15 protein-coding genes are annotated in these 17,275 nt (G+C 68.4%); 11 read left to right on the plus strand and 4 right to left on the minus strand.

The genetic code is table 11. The features are described 5' to 3' along the window. Window positions 1-6: 6 nt before the first annotated feature. The 4 genes from ACWPV3_RS07330 to ACWPV3_RS07345 are packed head-to-tail and all read left to right on the plus strand — an operon-like array spanning window position 7 to window position 3,255. Window positions 7-1,296 (plus strand): NAD(P)/FAD-dependent oxidoreductase, encoded by a 1,290-nt coding sequence (locus ACWPV3_RS07330; RefSeq protein ID WP_453977424.1) that lies wholly within the window; start codon window positions 7-9, stop codon window positions 1,294-1,296. 3 nt (window positions 1,297-1,299) lie between these two features. Further along, window positions 1,300-1,734, plus strand: coding sequence for a thioredoxin domain-containing protein (locus tag ACWPV3_RS07335; protein WP_453977425.1), 435 nt, complete (start codon window positions 1,300-1,302; stop codon window positions 1,732-1,734). A 34-nt stretch (window positions 1,735-1,768) separates the two neighbouring features. Continuing rightward, window positions 1,769-1,972, plus strand: a complete 204-nt coding sequence (locus ACWPV3_RS07340) for a YgaP family membrane protein (RefSeq protein ID WP_453977426.1) — start codon at window positions 1,769-1,771, stop codon at window positions 1,970-1,972. Beyond that, window positions 1,957-3,255 carry a TolC family protein gene (locus ACWPV3_RS07345; RefSeq protein WP_453977427.1) on the plus strand — a complete coding sequence of 433 codons (1,299 nt, stop codon included), beginning with the start codon at window positions 1,957-1,959 and terminating at the stop codon, window positions 3,253-3,255. The genes ACWPV3_RS07340 and ACWPV3_RS07345 overlap by 16 nt, the downstream gene beginning before the upstream one ends. 190 nt (window positions 3,256-3,445) lie before the next feature. Here the strand turns inward: ACWPV3_RS07345 and ACWPV3_RS07350 are convergent, their stop codons facing one another. Next, complete coding sequence (locus tag ACWPV3_RS07350; protein ID WP_453977428.1) at window positions 3,446-3,946, minus strand: DsrE family protein; 501 nt, start codon at window positions 3,944-3,946, stop codon at window positions 3,446-3,448. Window positions 3,947-3,967: 21 nt separating this feature from the next. After that, window positions 3,968-4,477 (minus strand): class I SAM-dependent methyltransferase, encoded by a 510-nt coding sequence (locus ACWPV3_RS07355; RefSeq protein WP_453977429.1) that lies wholly within the window; start codon window positions 4,475-4,477, stop codon window positions 3,968-3,970. A 215-nt stretch (window positions 4,478-4,692) separates the two neighbouring features. On the opposite strand from ACWPV3_RS07355, the gene ACWPV3_RS07360 reads away from it, so the two are divergent. From ACWPV3_RS07360 to ACWPV3_RS07385, 6 genes are all read left to right on the plus strand, one after another. Next, window positions 4,693-8,115: a polysaccharide deacetylase family protein gene (locus tag ACWPV3_RS07360; protein ID WP_453977430.1), complete on the plus strand. Its 3,423-nt coding sequence runs from the start codon at window positions 4,693-4,695 to the stop codon at window positions 8,113-8,115. Between the two features lie 383 nt (window positions 8,116-8,498). After that, window positions 8,499-10,556, plus strand: coding sequence for a TonB-dependent receptor domain-containing protein (locus tag ACWPV3_RS07365; protein ID WP_453977431.1), 2,058 nt, complete (start codon window positions 8,499-8,501; stop codon window positions 10,554-10,556). After that, on the plus strand, window positions 10,556-11,485 hold the full coding sequence (locus ACWPV3_RS07370; protein WP_453977432.1) for an alpha/beta hydrolase: 930 nt from the start codon (window positions 10,556-10,558) through the stop codon (window positions 11,483-11,485). The genes ACWPV3_RS07365 and ACWPV3_RS07370 overlap by 1 nt, the downstream gene beginning before the upstream one ends. A gap of 14 nt (window positions 11,486-11,499) precedes the next feature. Then, the gene (locus ACWPV3_RS07375; RefSeq protein ID WP_453977433.1) at window positions 11,500-12,639 is read left to right on the plus strand and encodes an ABC transporter substrate-binding protein; all 1,140 of its coding nucleotides are present in this window, start codon (window positions 11,500-11,502) and stop codon (window positions 12,637-12,639) included. A 29-nt stretch (window positions 12,640-12,668) separates the two neighbouring features. Continuing rightward, window positions 12,669-13,739, plus strand: coding sequence for a YncE family protein (locus ACWPV3_RS07380; protein ID WP_453977434.1), 1,071 nt, complete (start codon window positions 12,669-12,671; stop codon window positions 13,737-13,739). An 11-nt stretch (window positions 13,740-13,750) separates the two neighbouring features. Beyond that, complete coding sequence (locus tag ACWPV3_RS07385; protein WP_453977435.1) at window positions 13,751-14,602, plus strand: class I SAM-dependent methyltransferase; 852 nt, start codon at window positions 13,751-13,753, stop codon at window positions 14,600-14,602. Here ACWPV3_RS07385 and ACWPV3_RS07390 read toward each other — a convergent pair. Beyond that, window positions 14,599-15,369, minus strand: a complete 771-nt coding sequence (locus tag ACWPV3_RS07390) for an ABC transporter ATP-binding protein (protein WP_453977436.1) — start codon at window positions 15,367-15,369, stop codon at window positions 14,599-14,601. The genes ACWPV3_RS07385 and ACWPV3_RS07390 overlap by 4 nt on opposite strands. Beyond that, window positions 15,366-16,430, minus strand: coding sequence for a FecCD family ABC transporter permease (locus ACWPV3_RS07395; RefSeq protein ID WP_453977437.1), 1,065 nt, complete (start codon window positions 16,428-16,430; stop codon window positions 15,366-15,368). The genes ACWPV3_RS07390 and ACWPV3_RS07395 overlap by 4 nt, the downstream gene beginning before the upstream one ends. 54 nt (window positions 16,431-16,484) lie before the next feature. On the opposite strand from ACWPV3_RS07395, the gene ACWPV3_RS07400 reads away from it, so the two are divergent. Further along, window positions 16,485-17,261: an alpha/beta hydrolase gene (locus tag ACWPV3_RS07400; RefSeq protein WP_453977438.1), complete on the plus strand. Its 777-nt coding sequence runs from the start codon at window positions 16,485-16,487 to the stop codon at window positions 17,259-17,261. Window positions 17,262-17,275 lie beyond the last annotated feature (14 nt).

Raw genomic sequence — 17,275 nt, forward strand, 5'->3', positions numbered from 1 at the left:
AAAACCATGGGCTCCGCCGCCAAACCCCATATCGTCGTTCTGGGCGCGGGCCTGGGCGGCGTCATCGCCGCCTTCGAGATCAAGGACGAGGTGAAGGACCGCGCCCGCGTCACCGTGGTCAGCAAGGGCTCGACCTTTCATTTCGTGCCGTCCAACCCGTGGGTGGCGGTGCGCTGGCGCGATCGCGAGGCGATCGAGGTCTCCCTTCCGTCGGTGATGAAGAAACGGCGTATCGACTTTATCGATGTCGGCGCCGAGCGCGTCCGCCCCGCCGACAACCGGATCGACCTGGTTGGCGGCGAGGTGCTGGACTACGACTATCTGGTCATCGCCACCGGGCCGGAGCTGGCCTTCGACGAGATCGAGGGTCTGGGGCCGCACGGCGGCTTCACCCAGTCGGTCTGCCATGTCGATCACGCCCTGGAGGCGGCGGACGCCTTCGACCGGCTGGCGGCGAATCCCGGCCCTGTGGTCGTCGGCGCCGTTCAGGGGGCGTCGTGCTTCGGTCCGGCCTATGAGTTCGCCCTGATCCTCGATACCGAGCTAAAGCGGCGCAAGATTCGTGACCGCGTACCGATGACCTTCGTCACCTCCGAACCCTATATCGGCCACCTGGGCCTGGACGGGGTCGGCGACACCAAGGGGCTGCTGGAAAGCGAACTGCGCCAGCGCAACATCAAATGGCTGACCAACGCCCGGGTCGCCTCGGTCGAGGCGGGCGTGATCCACGCCGAGGAGATCGCCGAGGACGGATCGGTCAAGGCCAAACACGACCTGCCCTTCGCCTATTCCATGATGCTGCCCGCCTTCCGGGACGTGGAGGCGGTGCGCGGCGTCGAGGGCCTGGTCAATCCGCGCGGCTTCATCCTGGCCGACAAGCACCAGCGCAATCCGACCTTCCCGAACGTCTATTCCATCGGCGTCTGCGTCGCCATTCCGCCGCTGGGTCCGACCCCGGTGCCGGTGGGCGTGCCCAAGACCGGCTTCATGATCGAGAGCATGGTCACCGCCATCGCCCACAATCTGGGCGAGGCGATCGTCGGTCAGGCGCCCACGCACGAGGCGACCTGGAACGCCATCTGTCTGGCCGACTTCGGCGACGGCGGCGTGGCCTTCTTCGCCCAGCCGCAGCTGCCGCCGCGCAATATCAACTGGTCCTCCAGCGGCAAATGGGTCCACCTGGCCAAGATCGGCTTCGAGAAATACTTCCTGTCGAAGGTGAAGCGCGGCGAGAGCGTGCCCTTCTATGAGAAGATGGCGCTGGACCTGATCGGCGCCCACAAGCTGAAGAGCTGAGCCATGGCCCGGACCGTCTGTCCCCATTGCGGCGCGGTCAATCGCCTCCCGGAAGACCGGCCGGCGATCGAGGCGCGCTGCGGCCAGTGCCACGAGGCGCTGTTCGCGGGCGCGCCGCTGGAGGTCGACGGCCCCGGACTGGACCGGCAGGTGGCGCAGACGCGGGGGCATGGCCTGCTGCTCGACGTCTGGGCGCCTTGGTGCGGGCCATGCCGCATGATGGCGCCCCATTTCGCCGGGGCGGCGCGCGAACTGGAGCCGGAGGTGCGCCTGCTCAAGCTGAACTCGGACGCCGCGCCGGAGGCGGCGGCTCGCCTCGGCGTTTCCGGCATTCCGGCCCTGTTCCTGTTTCGCGACGGCCGGGTGATCGCCCGGACGACGGGGCTGATGAGCACGCCGCAGCTGACCGCCTGGACCCGGCAGGGTCTGGCTCAATGATCTTTTCCCCTGTGATCCCTTTCAGGAGTTTTCGATGAATCTCGATCGCGCCGTTCTCGCCTTCGCCGGCTGCGTCGTCCTTCTAGGCGTCATTCTCAGCCTGACCGTCCATCCCTGGTGGCTGGCCCTGACCGCCTTCGCCGGGGCCAATATGGTCCAGGCCGCCTTCACCGGGTTTTGCCCGGCCGCCATCGTCTTCAAGGCCCTGGGGATTAGGTCGGGATGCGTATTCCGGTGAGGCGCAGCCTTGCGGTCGCGGCGATCCTGACGACGTTCGCCGCCGGATCGGCGTCGGCCATGGATCTGGCCCAGGCGCTGGCTGCGGCGCGCACCCATAGCCCCGTCACGGCCATGGCGGAGGCCGAGGCCGACGCCGCCCTGGCCCGCCAGCGCCGCGCGCGCGCCGCCCAGGGGCCGAGCGCGGCCCTGAACGGGATGATCGCGGACGGGCGCAGCGATCTCGGCGGCTTCTTCGGCTTCGGCCGGGAAGACATCACCCCGTCCTCGCTGTCGCTTGAGGTCGTCCAGCCCCTGTTCACGGGAGGGGCGCTGAGCGCTGGCCTGGCGGGCGCCCAGGCCGATCGACGCCGCGCCGAGGCGGGTCTGCGCCGGGCCCAGGCCGATCTGACGCTTTCCGTCGTCCAGGCCTATGCCCGGGTGCAGGTCGCCGAACAGATGACGGCGACGGCCCGGCGTCTGGCCGCCCTCATGGCCGAACTCGCCCGCCAGTCGGGCGAGAGGTTCGAGGCAGGAGAGATCGCCCGGTCCGACTATGCCGAGGCGACGGCGCGTCGCGCCCAGGCCCTTGCAGAGCGGGCCGCCGCTGAAGCCGAACTGGAAACCGCCCACGCCGAGTTCATCCGCATCGTGGGACAGGCGCCGATCGATCTGGCGCCCCTGCCGGTCCCGCCCGCGCCTGCAGAGACCTTCGATGATTTCCTGGTCCGGGCGATCGCCGAGAGTCCGGAGGTGAGGGCCGCTGAACAGGCCGAAGCCGCCGCCATGGCCGGGCTGCGCGCCGCCCGCGCGGCCTTCGGTCCCACGGTCGCCCTGTCGGCCCAGGCGTCGCAGGTTCGCGACCAGTTCCTGCCCGGCTACAGCAACGACGAATGGCGGGTCGGGGTTCAGGGGCGCTGGGTGCTGTTCGATTCCGGCTCGACCTCGGCGAGCGTGGCGGAGCGAGCGGCGGGCGTCCGGGCGGCCGAGGCGGGGCTGAGGGCGGCGCGGGACGCCGTCGAGGCCCAGGCCCTGTCCGCCTGGCACGGCGCCCATGCGGCGCGACTGCGCCAGGCGGCGGCTCAGGCCGCTCTCGAGGCCGGGGGCTTCTCCGCCGCCAGCGTGGCTGAAGAGGTGGCGGCGGGTCAGCGCCCCCTGGTGGATCGGCTGGACGCCGAGACCCGGCTGGCCGACGCCGAACGCGCCCGGTCCCAGGCGGACGCCGCCGTCCTGGTCATGGCCTGCCGGTTGCGGGCGATCGCCGGAGACGCCGGTTGCGGCGGAGTGTTCGCGGACCCGGCCTGACCGGCCGGCGCCGGACGCCGGCGACAGTAGTCGGCGAGGCTGCGGTCGCCGTGGGTGGTGCGCGCCTGGAAATCGGAGGTGGGTTCGTTGAGGCAAGGGGGCGAGGCTCAAATTGCGGGGCGTCTGAGCGAAAGACGCGGGGGTCAGTTGAAGTTGACCGCGTAGCCGTCTTGCTGGTGGTGGATGACCGTCATATGACCGTCATCATGGCGGCGACATCGATGGAGACGCCCGGCTCTATCTCGGAGGAAGAGATACTGGAAGCGGTCATGGACTGGCCGCACAGGCGGATTTCGATCCCCGCATCTAGCAGGGCGCGGATCAGGGGGCGGTTCGGATTGGCTGGGCCTCTCCCACGGGCGTTGCAAGCAGCGTCCGTAAGAATCGCGGGCGTGGCGCCGCCATGGATGACGACGACGATGTGGCGATGATCAGCGCTGACGCCGCCCGTTTCAAGGATATTGGCTAGGCGGGCGACCCGCTGCAGGTTCTTGAGGGGCTGGTCGTCCGGGCCGCCCTGGGCCAAGTCGAAGATCACCTTATAGGCCCTTTGCGGATCCGGCAGTTCACCTGCGCCGGGCGGGGTGGTGAAGGCGCCGAATCCCGGAACTGCTTGGGCATGGGCGGCGCTCGCCATTGCGAGAGCAGCGGCAATCGCCACGACGGCGAATGGAGTGACGGATCGTTTCACGGCGGAAATCCAGAATGTGATTCAGGGGCGACGAGCGATCAGGTCGATCAGGGCGGATTTGCCAGCGTGGGCGACGCCTTCGGAGAGTTCGCTGTCGTGGCTCTCCAGATGCAGGATGTCGCAATCCTGAAACGCCTCGCGCAGCATGGCCTCCGTATAGAGATTCTCGACCTGGCGGGGACCGCCCGTGCCATAATCGATCTGTTCGGGGCGATAACCCTGCAGCAGGATCAGCCCTCCGGGCTTCAGCGCAGATTTCATGCGCGTGAAGATACGGTCGCGTTCGGCGGGCGGGGCGAACTGGATGAAGACGGCGCCGACGAGATCGAAGGTCGCCTCGGGCCAGGTCCAGGTCTCCAGGTTCGCCACATGGGCGTCGATCACTACCCCACGCCGCCGAGCCAGGGCCCGGGCCTTCTCCACCGCGCGCGGGGCGATGTCGGTGGTGACGACGCTCAGTCCCTGTTGCGCCAGCCAGACGCCGTTGCGCCCTTCGCCGTCGGCGATGGCCAGGGCGGCGCGCCACCCCACGGGAGTCGTCGAGATAGCCGGCCCGACCTCAGCATCCTGCGTGAGCAGGCTGAGGCTGCTTGAGCGGCCGCAGCCAAAAGGGGCATGGCCATGGAGGAGCAAGGCCATATTGCGGTCGGGTGGACTTTAGTCGTCAGTCCCTTGCCCATATCCCGCCGTTCTCAGGCGATATGCGGCGGATTGACGCGGGACAGGCCGCGACGGGCTAGGGTGAAATGAAGTCTGGTGAGTTTGGGCCGCACGGCGAAGACCGTTCGGTGTTTCTGGATGCGACCGGAAGACGGGCGCGGCGGCTGCGCCTGACGGCGCTGGCGGCGGCGGTGATCGCTGCGGTCGTGCTGGCGGGCTTTATCGCCAGCCTGGTCGTTCTGCCGCAGCTTTCGGGCTTGTCCGTCGCGCCGACGCCGGTGTCCAACGTAGCCCGCCGAACCCATGGCGTCGAACGCGCCCTCTTGCGTTACATCGACCGTCAGAACCGGCGAGCGCCGCATTCGACGGTTTCCGGTCCGTCCACGATCGCCGGGGCCTGGTTCGCGCCGTGGGAGGACGGAGCGTTGGATTCGTTCACACGCCACGCCGGCGATCTGACCCATGTCTATCCGACCTGGCTGGAGCTTCGCGATGACGGCGCCGACATTCTTACGGCCGACTGGGATCCCGCCAGAAATCCCACGACCAAGCCCCTGATTGCGGCTGCGCGCGCCCATGGCGTCAAGATCGTGCCCATGGTCGGCAACGCCACGGAAGGCCGGTTCGACGCCGGTCGGATCGACCGGATGCTGGCGCCCGCGAACGCCAGCCATGTGATGGATCGCCTGATCGACTTCGTCACTGTGAACGATTTCGCCGGGCTGCAGATCGACTTCGAACAGATGACGCCCGCACAGATCGCACGGGTCGTCCCCTGGATCGCGCAACTGCGTCAGCGGCTGAACGCCCAGGGCAAGGAGCTGTCCATCGCTCTAGAAGTCAGCCTGAGCGACGCAGACATCCGGGCCCTGTCCGGCGTGGTCGATTACGCCGCGATCATGGCCTATGACGAGCACGGCGAGGACAGCCGTCCCGGCCCGATCTCCTCGGCCCTGTTCGTGGACAAGGCGATCAGCCGCTTCACCCGTCTGGTCCCGGCGGACAAGCTGATCCTGGGCATCGGCGTCTATGCCTACGATTGGCGCGAGGATGGCGGCCCGGCCGATTCGCTGACGACGACGGCGGCTTTGACGGCGGCGCGCGGCTATCGCCCCGACGACGACCCGGCCAAGGTCGTGGACTTCGATCCGACCGCGCTTCAATCGACCTTCAGCTACACCGACGATCAGGGGCGCGCACACGAGGTGTGGATGCAGGACGCCACTTCCGTCGCCAACGCCATGACGATGAGTCGCGGCCGGGCCCTGCGCGGCGCCTCCTTGTGGGCGCTGGGCGAGGAGGATCCCGCCAGCTGGAAGGTGTTCGGTCGGAATGCGCAACCGGCCATCCAGCAGATCGCGGCCCTGCAGCATGTGGTTCTGAGCCAGGAGATCGCCTTTACCGGCCAAGGCGAACTTCTGAACGTCATCGATTCTCCGCACCCCGGCGAACGGCGCATCGCCGTCGATCCGGCCAGCGGTCTGGTCACGGACGAGGTCTGGACCCGCTGGCCCTCGGCCTGGACGGTGCGTCGCACCGGCGCGCCGGACAAGACCCTGGCCCTGACGTTCGACGATGGTCCCGATCCGGAATGGACGCCGGAAATCCTGGATATCCTGAAGGCCAAGGGCGTCAAGGCGACCTTCTTCATGATCGGCGGGGTCGCGGCGTCCAATCCCGATCTGGTGCGCCGCGTGCGCGACGAAGGACATGAGATCGGCAACCACTCCTTCACACACCCCAACATGGCCCATGTGGACGAGGAACGGGTTCGACTGGAGCTGACGGCTGCGGATCGGGCGCTGGAGAGCATCCTGGGGCGCCAAGTTACCCTGTTCCGCCCGCCCTACAACGCCGATTCCGAGCCCGAAACCTATGGCGAAATCCTGCCGATCGCGGTGGCGTCCAAGCTGGGCTACACCACGGCGGGCGAGTCCATCGACCCCAACGACTGGAACCTGGAGCGGCCCAGCCCCGGCGGCGGCACGCATCGCTTGCGGCCCGAGGAGATCGTGGCCGATGTCATGGCCCAGGCGAATGCCGGTCACGCCGTTCTGCTGCACGACGCGGGGGGCGACCGCTCGGCGACGGTCAAGGCTCTGCCCGCCATCATCGACGGCCTTCGTGCGCGGGGCTATCGCCTGACGACCATCGGCGGACTGGTCGGCCGCACGCCGGACCAGACCATGCCGGCCCTTCCAGCGGCGGAACGGTCGCTGATCGCAGCGGACGCGGCGGCCTTCGGCTTCTCGCACATGGTCGGCATGGTGCTGTTCGTCGGGTTCAACCTGGCCATCGCCCTGGGACTGGCGCGGATCGTGTTGATGCTGCTGCTGGCGTCGCGTCGGCGCCGCCATGCGCCAGAGGTCGATCCGACGGCCCCGGAGCCGCGTGTCGATGTCCTGGTCGCCGCCTACAACGAGGCGACCGTGATCGCGCGGACCATCGAAAGCCTGTTGGCCAGCCGCGACGTTGACATCAATGTCCTGGTCGTGGACGACGGCTCGACCGACGGCACCTATGAGGTCGTCGAGGCGGTCTTCGCCGGCGATCCGCGCGTGCGACTTCGGCGCAAGCCGAACGGCGGCAAGGCCTCTGCGTTGAATCTCGCGTTACAGGACGCGACTGCGCCTCTGGTCGTCGGCGTGGATGCCGACACTCAGTTGTCGAACGACGCCTTGGCCAAGCTGGCGGCCTGGTTCACCGATCCCAGGGTCGGCGCCGTGGCCGGCAATGTGAAGGTCGGCAACCGGAGCAACCTGGTCACGCGCTGGCAGTCGATCGAATACATCACCAGCCAGAACATCGACCGCCGGGCGCTGGCGCTGTTGAACGCCGTCACCGTCGTGCCGGGGGCTATCGGCGCCTGGCGCACCGACGCCCTGAAGGCGCTGGGCGGCTATCGCTCGGACACCCTGGCGGAGGACATGGATCTGACCTGGCGGGTGCGCGAGGCGGGCTGGGTCATTGCCAACGAACCGACAGCCCTGGCCTTCACCGAGGCGCCGTCGTCGCTGGGCGGCCTTTTGAAACAACGGTTCCGCTGGAGCTTCGGCACCCTGCAATGCCTGTGGAAGCATCGGCGCTCGACCTTCCGCCACGGATGGTTCGGCGGTTTGGCCCTGCCCAGCCTGTGGCTGTTCCAGATCATGGGCCAGGTGCTGGCGCCGTTGATCGACCTGCAACTGGCGGCCGCCATCGTGGGCCAGTTGCTGTCGTGGCTGGCGGCCTTGCAGCACGCCGATGTCGATGTCGCCCCCAATCCCACCCTGTGGTTCACCTTGATCGTCTATGTCGCCTTCACCCTGCTGGAGTTGGGCGCGGGCTGGATCGCCTTCGGGTTCGACAAGGAGAAGCGCGGGGATCTATGGCTGCTGCCTACCCAGCGGTTCGTCTATCGCCAGATCATGTATGTGGTGGTGTGGCGCGCGCTGGAACGCGCCCTGTCGGGCCTGGGTCAGACCTGGGGCAAGCTGAAGCGCACCGGCGACGTCCGTGCGCCGGCCTGACTTGGGAGGCTGTGAGCTACGTCCCATCTACGTTCAGCCGCTCGGCACGATGAGAGTTTTTCCGTCGCGATAAAATTTGGATGAACTCAGTGTCGCGCAGGAGGCGTCTCGGCAACTCAGCGCCGGGGTGACTGTTGGGGGAGTGGTGTCGCCGTCTCGGATTGACGGCGGTCAGCGGCTGGAACTTCATCATTCAGCACCGGATTGCCTCGCGGCTAGGCCGGATTTCTCGCTCGGCCATCAACTCCTCGACGTCGTCGATACTTGAGCGTGAAACGAAAATAACGGCTCGCGCCCTGGCCTCGGCCACAGCGAGCCATACTGCCGTTCTTGATCTTGAGAACCAATCGCATTAAGCGGTGCGGTCAGATCGAGGATTTCCAATGCGCTACCCTATCACCCTGCTGACGTTCACCGCTCTCGCCGCGCCCGGTTTCGCCTTGGCGCAGAACCAGCAACCGGCGGCGCTGGAGGACGTGGTGGTCACGGCCAGCACCCGCGCGCAGCGGGTGGTGGAGGCGCCGGCGTCGATTTCGGTGGTGACGGCCGAGACCCTGGCCAATCGGCCGAATGCGGACCTGACCGATGCGCTGCGGGACGTGGAGGGGGTGTCGGTCAGCGGCGGGTCGAACAATCAGGACATCTATATGCGCGGCCTGCCGGGCAGCTACACCCTGATTTTGGTGGACGGAAAGCGTCAGTCCACGCGCGACAGCCGGGTCAACGGCAACGCCGGCTTCGAACAAAGCTTCACCCCGCCGTCGGGCGCCGTCGAGCGGATCGAGGTGGTGCGCGGACCGATGTCGTCGCTGTATGGATCGGACGCCATCGGCGGCGTGATCAACATCATCACCAAGAAGGTGCCCGACCGTTGGGGCGGTTCCATCGGCGGCGACTACATCGTCCAGGAAAAGGACGTGTCCGGCGACTGGCGTCAGGCTCAGGGATATCTGGCCGGACCGCTGGTGGACGGCGTGCTGGGGGCGCAAATCTGGGGCCGCACCTATAAGCGCGACGAGGATCATATCCTGGGCGGCGTCAACGGCGGCGAGGACTGGAACCTGACCGGGCGTCTGGCCTGGACGCCCAACACCGACCACGAGGTGTTGCTGCAGGTCGATCGCACCGATGTCCGGCGCGAGAACACGGCCGGTGCGACCTTGGCCCCCACAGCCGCCTCCAACTACAACACCAACGAGCGGACGGCCGCGTCGCTGGGTTGGAACGGGCGGTGGGACTGGGGGACCAGCGCCCTGTCGGTGCTGCGCGAGCAGACCAAGCGTGAGACCTTCACCCGTCGGTCCGGGACCTTCACCCAGGACGCCCGTGCTCCGGAGCTGACCAACACCGTCTATGACGCCCTGTTCAACATTCCGCTGGAGGGATCGCCGTTGGGCGACCACCAACTGGTCGTGGGCGGCCAGTATGTCGAGAACAAGCTGGTCGACCTGAACCCCGGCGTCAGCGCGACCCAGCCCGGCACCTTCACCGTCTGGCAGCGCGCCCTGTTCGTCGAGGACGAATGGCGGCTGAACGCGCGTCTGGCCCTGACCGCCGGTCTGCGGTTCGACGATCACGAACGCTATGGCTCGCACTGGAGCCCGCGTCTGTACGCCGTCTGGACGCCGGCCGAGGCCTGGACCATCAAGGGCGGGGTCTCCACCGGCTTCCGAGCGCCTGAACTGCGCCAGGTGGCCCAGGGCTATGCCTACACCACGGGCGGCGCCAGTTGTTCGGTCGGGCCGAACGGCACCTGCGGCGTCATCCTGGGCGATCCGAACATCGCGCCGGAAACCAGCACCAACTACGAGATCAGCGTGTTGTGGAATCCGTCCACGACCCTGTCGGCCAGCGCCACCGTCTTCCGCACCGCCTTCAAGGACAAGATCGACAGCGCCCTGGTCTATAATGCGAACGGGACCATCGCGCGCTGGAGCGAGAACCCCAACTATCGCCTGTATTATTGGTATAATCTTCAAGACGCCGATCTGCAGGGCGTCGAGCTGTCGGGACGCTGGCGGCCCATCGACCGGCTGGGGCTGAAGGCGGGCTATACCTATACCGACTCCGAACAGAAGTCGGGGACCTACAAGGGTCTGCCGCTGTCGCGCACGCCCGAACATATGGCCAATCTGCGCGCCGACTATGACGTCACCGAGCGTCTGAACCTGTGGGGTGCGGTCAACTATCACGGGGCGGAGCTGAACGCGGGCCTGCGGGTGGGAACGAACGGCCAGCCGATCCTGAACGGCGCGACCCAGGTCGGGCGGCGCTATCCCAGCTACACCACCGTCGACATCGGCGCGAACTGGCATGTGACCCCCGCCGTCAGCCTGAAGGCGGGCGTCTATAATCTGGGCGACGAGGCGATCAACGTCGCCGACTACGACTTCCAGGGTGATGGGCGTCGCGGCTGGATCGGCGTGAACTACAGCTTCTGATGCGACGTCTGGTCTTCATCGCCGTCGCCGGCCTTGTGGCTCTGGCCGCCGCCCCCGCGCTGGCCCAGCCTGCTCAAGCGCCGAGGACGGAGCCGACCGTGGCCGATGTCGGCTCGGCCTATTATCGGTTCGAACGACTGTCCGTGACATCGGAAGACGGCGCACGCGTCTATCGCATCTGGATCGCGACCCCGAGAAAGGCCGCCCCGGCCGCCGGTTATCCGGTCGCGTGGCTGCTGGACGGCGACGCCGCCCTGGCCCGGATCGACGAAGGCTTGCTGGCGCGGCTGGATGCGGGTGATCCGCCGGTCATCGTCGCCGTCGGCTACGAAGGGGACCGGCAGTTCGACGTTCTGGCCCGCGCCTTCGACTACACCCCGCAACCCGCGGACGGCCCGGCCGTCGATCCGGCCGGGCGGCCGGGCGGGGGGGCCGACGCCTTTCTGACCCTGCTGCAGGACCGCATCGGCCCGGAGGTCGCTCGCCGCGTCGCCGTCGATCCGGCGCGCAGTCTGATCTGGGGTCATTCCTATGGCGGGCTGTGCGTGTTGCACGCCGCCCTGACACGCCCAGAGGCCTATCACGCCTTCGTCGCGGCCAGTCCTTCGCTGTGGTGGGGCTATGGCGCGGTGCTGAACGACGTGGCGCCCTTCCTGGCGCGACCCTCGCGTCCCAACCTGTCCCTGACTCTGCTTGTCGGCGAAGAAGAGATCGCTGGCCGTTCCAGCCGGCCGCACACGCATCCGATGTGGACCTCGGTGCCCCGCGGCGCCACGCAAGATCTGGCGACGCAATTGGCTGGCGCGGGCGTGGACGTCCGCTACGGTCAACTGCCGGGGCAGGGCCATGGCGGGATGCTGGGCGCCTCTCTGGTTCCGACGCTTCTGTCCCTGGCCGAAGTCGCCCCCGCGCCCGGCGAGCATCCATGATGAGAAGACCGCCCATGAAGACATCGTCCGTTTCGACCCTGTCGCGCCGTTCGACCCTGGTCGCCTTGGGCGGTCTGGCCCTGCTGTCGGCCTGTGGACGGATTGAACCGTCCGCAGGCGGGGCGGGGCTCAAGGACCTGCGCGGTCGGCCGGTGCGGCCGCTGGGCGACGGCGGCAAGCTGAGCATCGACGACGGCCGCTATCTGATCGCCCTGTCGCTGATCCACCCCGACCCTGTGTCGTTGCTGGCGGCCTGGAGCGGCGACATCAACCGCATCGGCCCGGAGATGTACGCCGGCTTCGTGGAGAAATTCCCCACCCTGGCCAGCGTGCCCAAGATCGCCCAATCGGGTCAGGCCTTCAACGCCGAGGCCGTATTGGCCGCCCGGCCGTCGACGGCGGTGGTGTCGCTCGATTCCGGCCCGTCCGACGAACAGGCGGCTCAACTTGAAGGGGCGGGGATTTCCGTCGCCTTCATCGACTTCTTCGCCCACCCGTTCGCGAACCAGGCGCGCAGCCTGGCTCTGCTGGGTGGGTTGATCGGACGAGCCGAACAGGCCGAGGCCTTCAACGCGTTCAAGAAGACGCGGCTGGACCACATCTCACAGCGCGTGGCGACTATTCCGCAGGATCAGCGGCCGACGGTCTTCCTGGAGCCGCACGCCATGATCAACCCGGACTGCTGCGCCTCGCCCGGCAAGGGCAACATTGGTGACTACATCGCCTTCGTCGGCGGCCGGAACATCGGAGCCGACGTGCTGGACCAGCCCACTGGAAAGCTGAACCTGGAATACGTCATCCAGCGCGATCCCGATGTCTATATCGTCACCGGCGGCCCTCATCTGGCGAAGGCTGGCGGCTTTGTCGTGGGTCCGGGCTTCACCCCCGAACAGTCCCAGGCCGGCCTGCGCCGCGTCGCCGGGCGCCGGGGCATCTCCACGCTGAAGGCGGTGCGCGAGGGGCGAACCCACGGCCTGTCGCACCAGCTGATCAACTCACCCATCGACGTCGTCGCGGTGGAGGTTCTGGCCAAATGGATCCACCCCGAACTGTTCGGCGACCTGAACCCCCGCGCCACCCTAGACGAGATCAACGCCCGTTTCCTCGCCGTGCCCTATCGCGGCGACTACTGGGCCGACCTGAAGACCGCCTGACCCCATCCCCCGAAAAGGAAACAGACGTCATGACCATCTTTCGCACCTTGATCGGGGCCGGCGCGGCCGTCGCCGCCCTAGCCCTGGCCGCCGCCCCCTCGCAGGCCCAGACCGTCGAAAAGTCCGTCAAGGTCGCGCCGGGCGGCGTGTATGAGATCGTGTTCAACCCCGCCGACAGCACCCTGCTGGTCGCCGCCGTCGGCCCGCGCGGTGAGAACAGCGCCGCCGTCGCCCGCCTGAACGCCGACCTGACGCCGGGCGTGCCGATCACCCTGGGAGAGAACGGGGTCTACGGCTTGGGCTTCAACAACCGCACCCAAACGCTTTACGGCACGGCGACCCGCACGGGCGCCCTGGTCGCCATCGACGTCCGAGGGGGGCGCGTGGCAGCCCAGATCACCGATGGCGACAACGATTCCGCCCACGTCCGCGAGGTCGTGGTCGATGAAGCGCGCAACAAGGCCTATGTCACCATCGTCGGCGGCGACGCCGGCGACAGCAGCCGCCCGAACCAGGTCTGGGTGGTCGACGGCGCGACCAACGCGCTGGAACGCAAGATCGACGCGACGGTCGGCGGCCTGACCGGCGCGGCGCTGGATGCGACAGGAAATCGCCTGTTCGTCACCGGCATGAGTTCGGGCGATGTCGGCGTGATCGATCTTGCGACCGGCCAGACCACGGCGCGCTGGCCGACCCAAAGCGAGCGTCCGACCAATGTGGCCTATGACGCGCGCGGCGGCCGCCTGTTTGTCGCCAGCCAGGGTTCGGGCGACCTGACCGTCATGAACGCGGCCGACGGCTCCGTCATCAAGAAGGTTCCGACAGGGGAGGGCGCGCTCAGCGTCGCCTATGACGCCGGCAAAGACCGCATCTATGTCGCCAACCGTCAGGCGGGCACCGTCACGGTGGTCAACGGCGCCGACTATGCGGTTCTGGCCAATCTCCAGACCGGCACCTATCCGCAGACCATCGCCGTCGATCCGCAAAGCCACGCCGTCTATGTGACCAACAAGGCGCGCGGCCTGCCCCGCAACGCCCCGGCGGGCACGCCAGTCCCGGTTGATCCGGCCGGCGACACCGTGACCCTGATCCGTCCCTGAGTTAGGCCGCCATGTCTGTCGAGCCCGCCCGTCCGTTAGATTGGGACGGTCCGAACGGCGACCGCTGGGTCGCCAATCAGGCGCGGCTCGACCGCATGCTGGCGCCTTTCGGGGAGGCGTTGATCGCCGCCGCAGAGCCGCGGGAAGGCGAACGGGCGCTGGATGTCGGTTGCGGCGCCGGCGCCTCCGCCTTCGACCTGGCCGACCGCGTGGGTCATGACGGTCGCGTCGTCGGTCTGGATATTTCCAGGGCGCTGTTGGCGCGTGCGGAGATCCTGGCGCGGAATCGGACCCCCGCTGTCGAGTTCCGCCTCGCCGACGCAGCGACGGCGGCCTTCGCACGGGATTTCGATCTGGTCGTCTCGCGCTTCGGCGTGATGTTCTTCGATCAGCCCATCGCCGCCTTTCGCAACATCCGCTCGGCGATGAAGCCCGGCGGGCGGCTGGCCTTCGTCTGCTGGCGCGGCGCGGCGGAGAACGATTGGACCCGCCTGCCCATGGGCGCGATCCGCGACATCGTTCCGCCGCCGCCTCCGCCAGGTCCCGATGCGCCTGGTCCCTTCGCCTTCGGCGACCGTCGCCGGGTGCAAGACATTCTCGACCAGGCCGGTTTCATCGACATCGACATCCGGCCCTTCGACCATCCGATCGTCTTCGGCGTGGGCGAGACGCCAGACGACGCAATCGACGATGCGGTGGACAACGCCGTCTCCGTCGGCCCGCTGGAGCGGGCGTTGAAGGGATGCGACGCAGCGACCGCGACGCGGGCGCTGGCGGCGGTCCGAGCGGCCTACGCCTGCAAGGTCGCGCCCGAGGGGGTGGTGATCGAGGGGGCGGCCTGGATCGTCACGGCGCGCAGCTAGAGGACGTCGTCCACCATCACCTGGATCTGGCCCTGCTGGCAGGGCTCGACCCGCGCGCGCACCTGCCAGACATCGGCCAGGGTCGTCGGGGTGATCGCGACATTGGGCGCGCCCTCGACCCGCACCCGGCCCGGCGTCAGCACGACCATATGATCCGACACTCGGGCCGCCGCCTGAAGGTCGTGCAGGACGATGACCACGACGGCCGCATTGTCGCGCGCGTAGGCCTGGGCCAGGCGGAACACCTCCAACTGATGACGCAGGTCCAGGGCGCTGGTCGGTTCGTCCAGCAGCAGCACGCGCGGCTCACGCACGATGGCTTGAGCCAGACCGGCGATCTGCCGCTGGCCGCCCGACAGCCGGTCCAGCCGCTTCAGCGCCAGATCCTGCGCGCCCACTCGTTCCAGCGCCGCCAGGGCGCGTTGCTCCGCCCGCTGCGCGCCGACGGCGGACGGCGAGGCCTCCAGCGCGGCGATCACCGTCTCCAGCACCGTCAGCGCCACGTCGTGCGGCAGGGTTTGGGGCATGTAGGCGACGTGTCGCGCACGTTCGGCGACCGACAGACCTGAGAGCACGACATCGCCCAGCCGAACCGCTCCTGTGGCGGGCAGCAGGCCGGCGACGGCGCGCAACAGGGTGCTCTTGCCCGCGCCGTTCGGCCCGACGAGAGAGGTCACATGGCCGGCATGCAGCGGCTGAAGCGACAGGTCCCGCAGGATAGTCCGGTCGCCGTAGCGGACGGTCAGCGCCTCTACGGTCAGGTTCATCCCCGCGCCCCGCTGCGGAAGATCAGGATCAGGAAGGCCGGCACGCCGATCACCGCCGTGACCACCCCGACGGGCAGAAGCGCGCCGGGCACCAGGCTCTTGGACAGGGCCGAGGCCAGCGACATCAGCAGGGCGCCGCTCAACACGCTGCCCGGCAGATAGAGGCGGTGGTCCTCGCCCACCAGCAGCCGGGCGATGTGCGGCCCCACCAGGCCGATGAAGCCGACCACGCCGACGAAGGCCACGGCGGCGGCCGACAGCAGGCTGGCCCTCAGCAGAGACAGGAACCGCAACCGCCCCACGTCGACCCCGGCGCTGGCGGCGCGGTCTTCGCCCAGCCGCAGCGCCGTCAGCGCACGGGCGGCGGCCCAGGAGAAGGGCCCGGCCGCGGCCAGGACGACCGCCATCGCGGCGACCGAACGCCAACTGGATCGCGAAAGCGATCCCATGGTCCAGAACACGAGCTGCTGAAGCGCCTCCTGCGAGGCGATGAATTGCACCAGCGCCGTCAGGGCGTTGAAGGCGAAAACCAGGGCGATGCCGAACAGCACGATGCTCTGCACTCCGCCCCGCCGCGCCCGCGCCATGGCCTGGAGCAGCAGAACCGATCCGAAGGCGAAGACGAAGGCGTTCAGCGCCACCACTGCGTCCTGCTGCAGGAAGGGCAGGCCAAGGCCCAGCACGATCGCCAGCGAGGCGCCGAAGGCGGCGGCGGCGGAGACGCCTAGGGTGAAAGGGCTGGCCAGCGGATTGTTCAGCACTGTCTGCATTTCCGCGCCTGACAGCGCCAGGGCCGCGCCCACCAGGACGGCGGTCAGGGCGTAGGGCAGACGAATCTGCCAGACGATGGCCGCCTCGCCCGGCGTCAGGAGGTCCGGTCGGAACAAGCCAGTGACGATCCGCCAGGGTGACATTCCCGAAGGTCCGGTCGCGGCGTCCAGCGCCAGGGCTGCAAGACAGGCGACCGCCAGGATCGCCAGCAGGCCCCGCCGTCGCATTCGCTGTCGGTGGTGCTGATTGAGAACGTCGAGCGTGTCGGTGGCGGGAAGGGGAATTTCCATGATGGGATTGCGTCGCATTACAACACCCGGTCCCGATGGGCTAGGATGGTTGCGATGAATCCTTCCGCTTCTTCCGACTGGACTCCCTGGGCGCCGCCGGGCCGTCGCGTCCGCACGCTGGTCGGTCCCGGCAGCCGGCGGTTCGACCTGATGCGGTATGCGCCCGAAGGCGAGCCGCCGAAGAACGGCTGGCCGTGTCTGGTCGTCCTGGACGGCGAGCGGTTCTTCGACATCTTCGCGGGGGCCGCGTCGATCCTGGCGCGCCGGCGCGAGAAGACCGGCGTGGGGCCGATGGTCGTCCTGGCCCTGGCGCATCGCGCCGATCAGGGCGCCGTCGAGGACCAGCGGGGGCTGGATTTCACGACCTTTCCCTGCGCCCAGATCGACGGCGCGCGCCCCGGCGGCGGCGCAGACGCGTTCTGCCGGTTTCTGGACGAGGCTGTTCTGCCCGAGGCGACCGGCTCTGTCGCGATCGATCGCACCCGCCTGACCCTGTTCGGACATTCCCTGGCTGGGCTGTTCGTCTTGGAGACGCTGGAGACGCGCCCCGATCTGTTCGCCCGCTGGGCCAGCATCAGCCCGTCGCTGTGGTGGCGCACGCCGGACGCCGTCAATGGCTCGCCGGACCTGATGGTGGGTTGCGGCGAACTGGAGACGGGCCGCGACATGCGTGCCCGCATCGAGGCCTGGACCGCCGCCCGGCGCGTCGCCGGCGCAGAATTCCGGCTGGCGCCGCGCGCGGACCATGGCGCGGCGCCCGTCGTTCTGGTGCCGGACATCTTGCGCCACGCAAGTTGCGACGACAGTCGGGGCTCGGCACCGGCGACCTAGTTAGCTGAAGGCGG

Source organism: Brevundimonas sp. Marseille-Q4549, assembly GCF_976940555.1.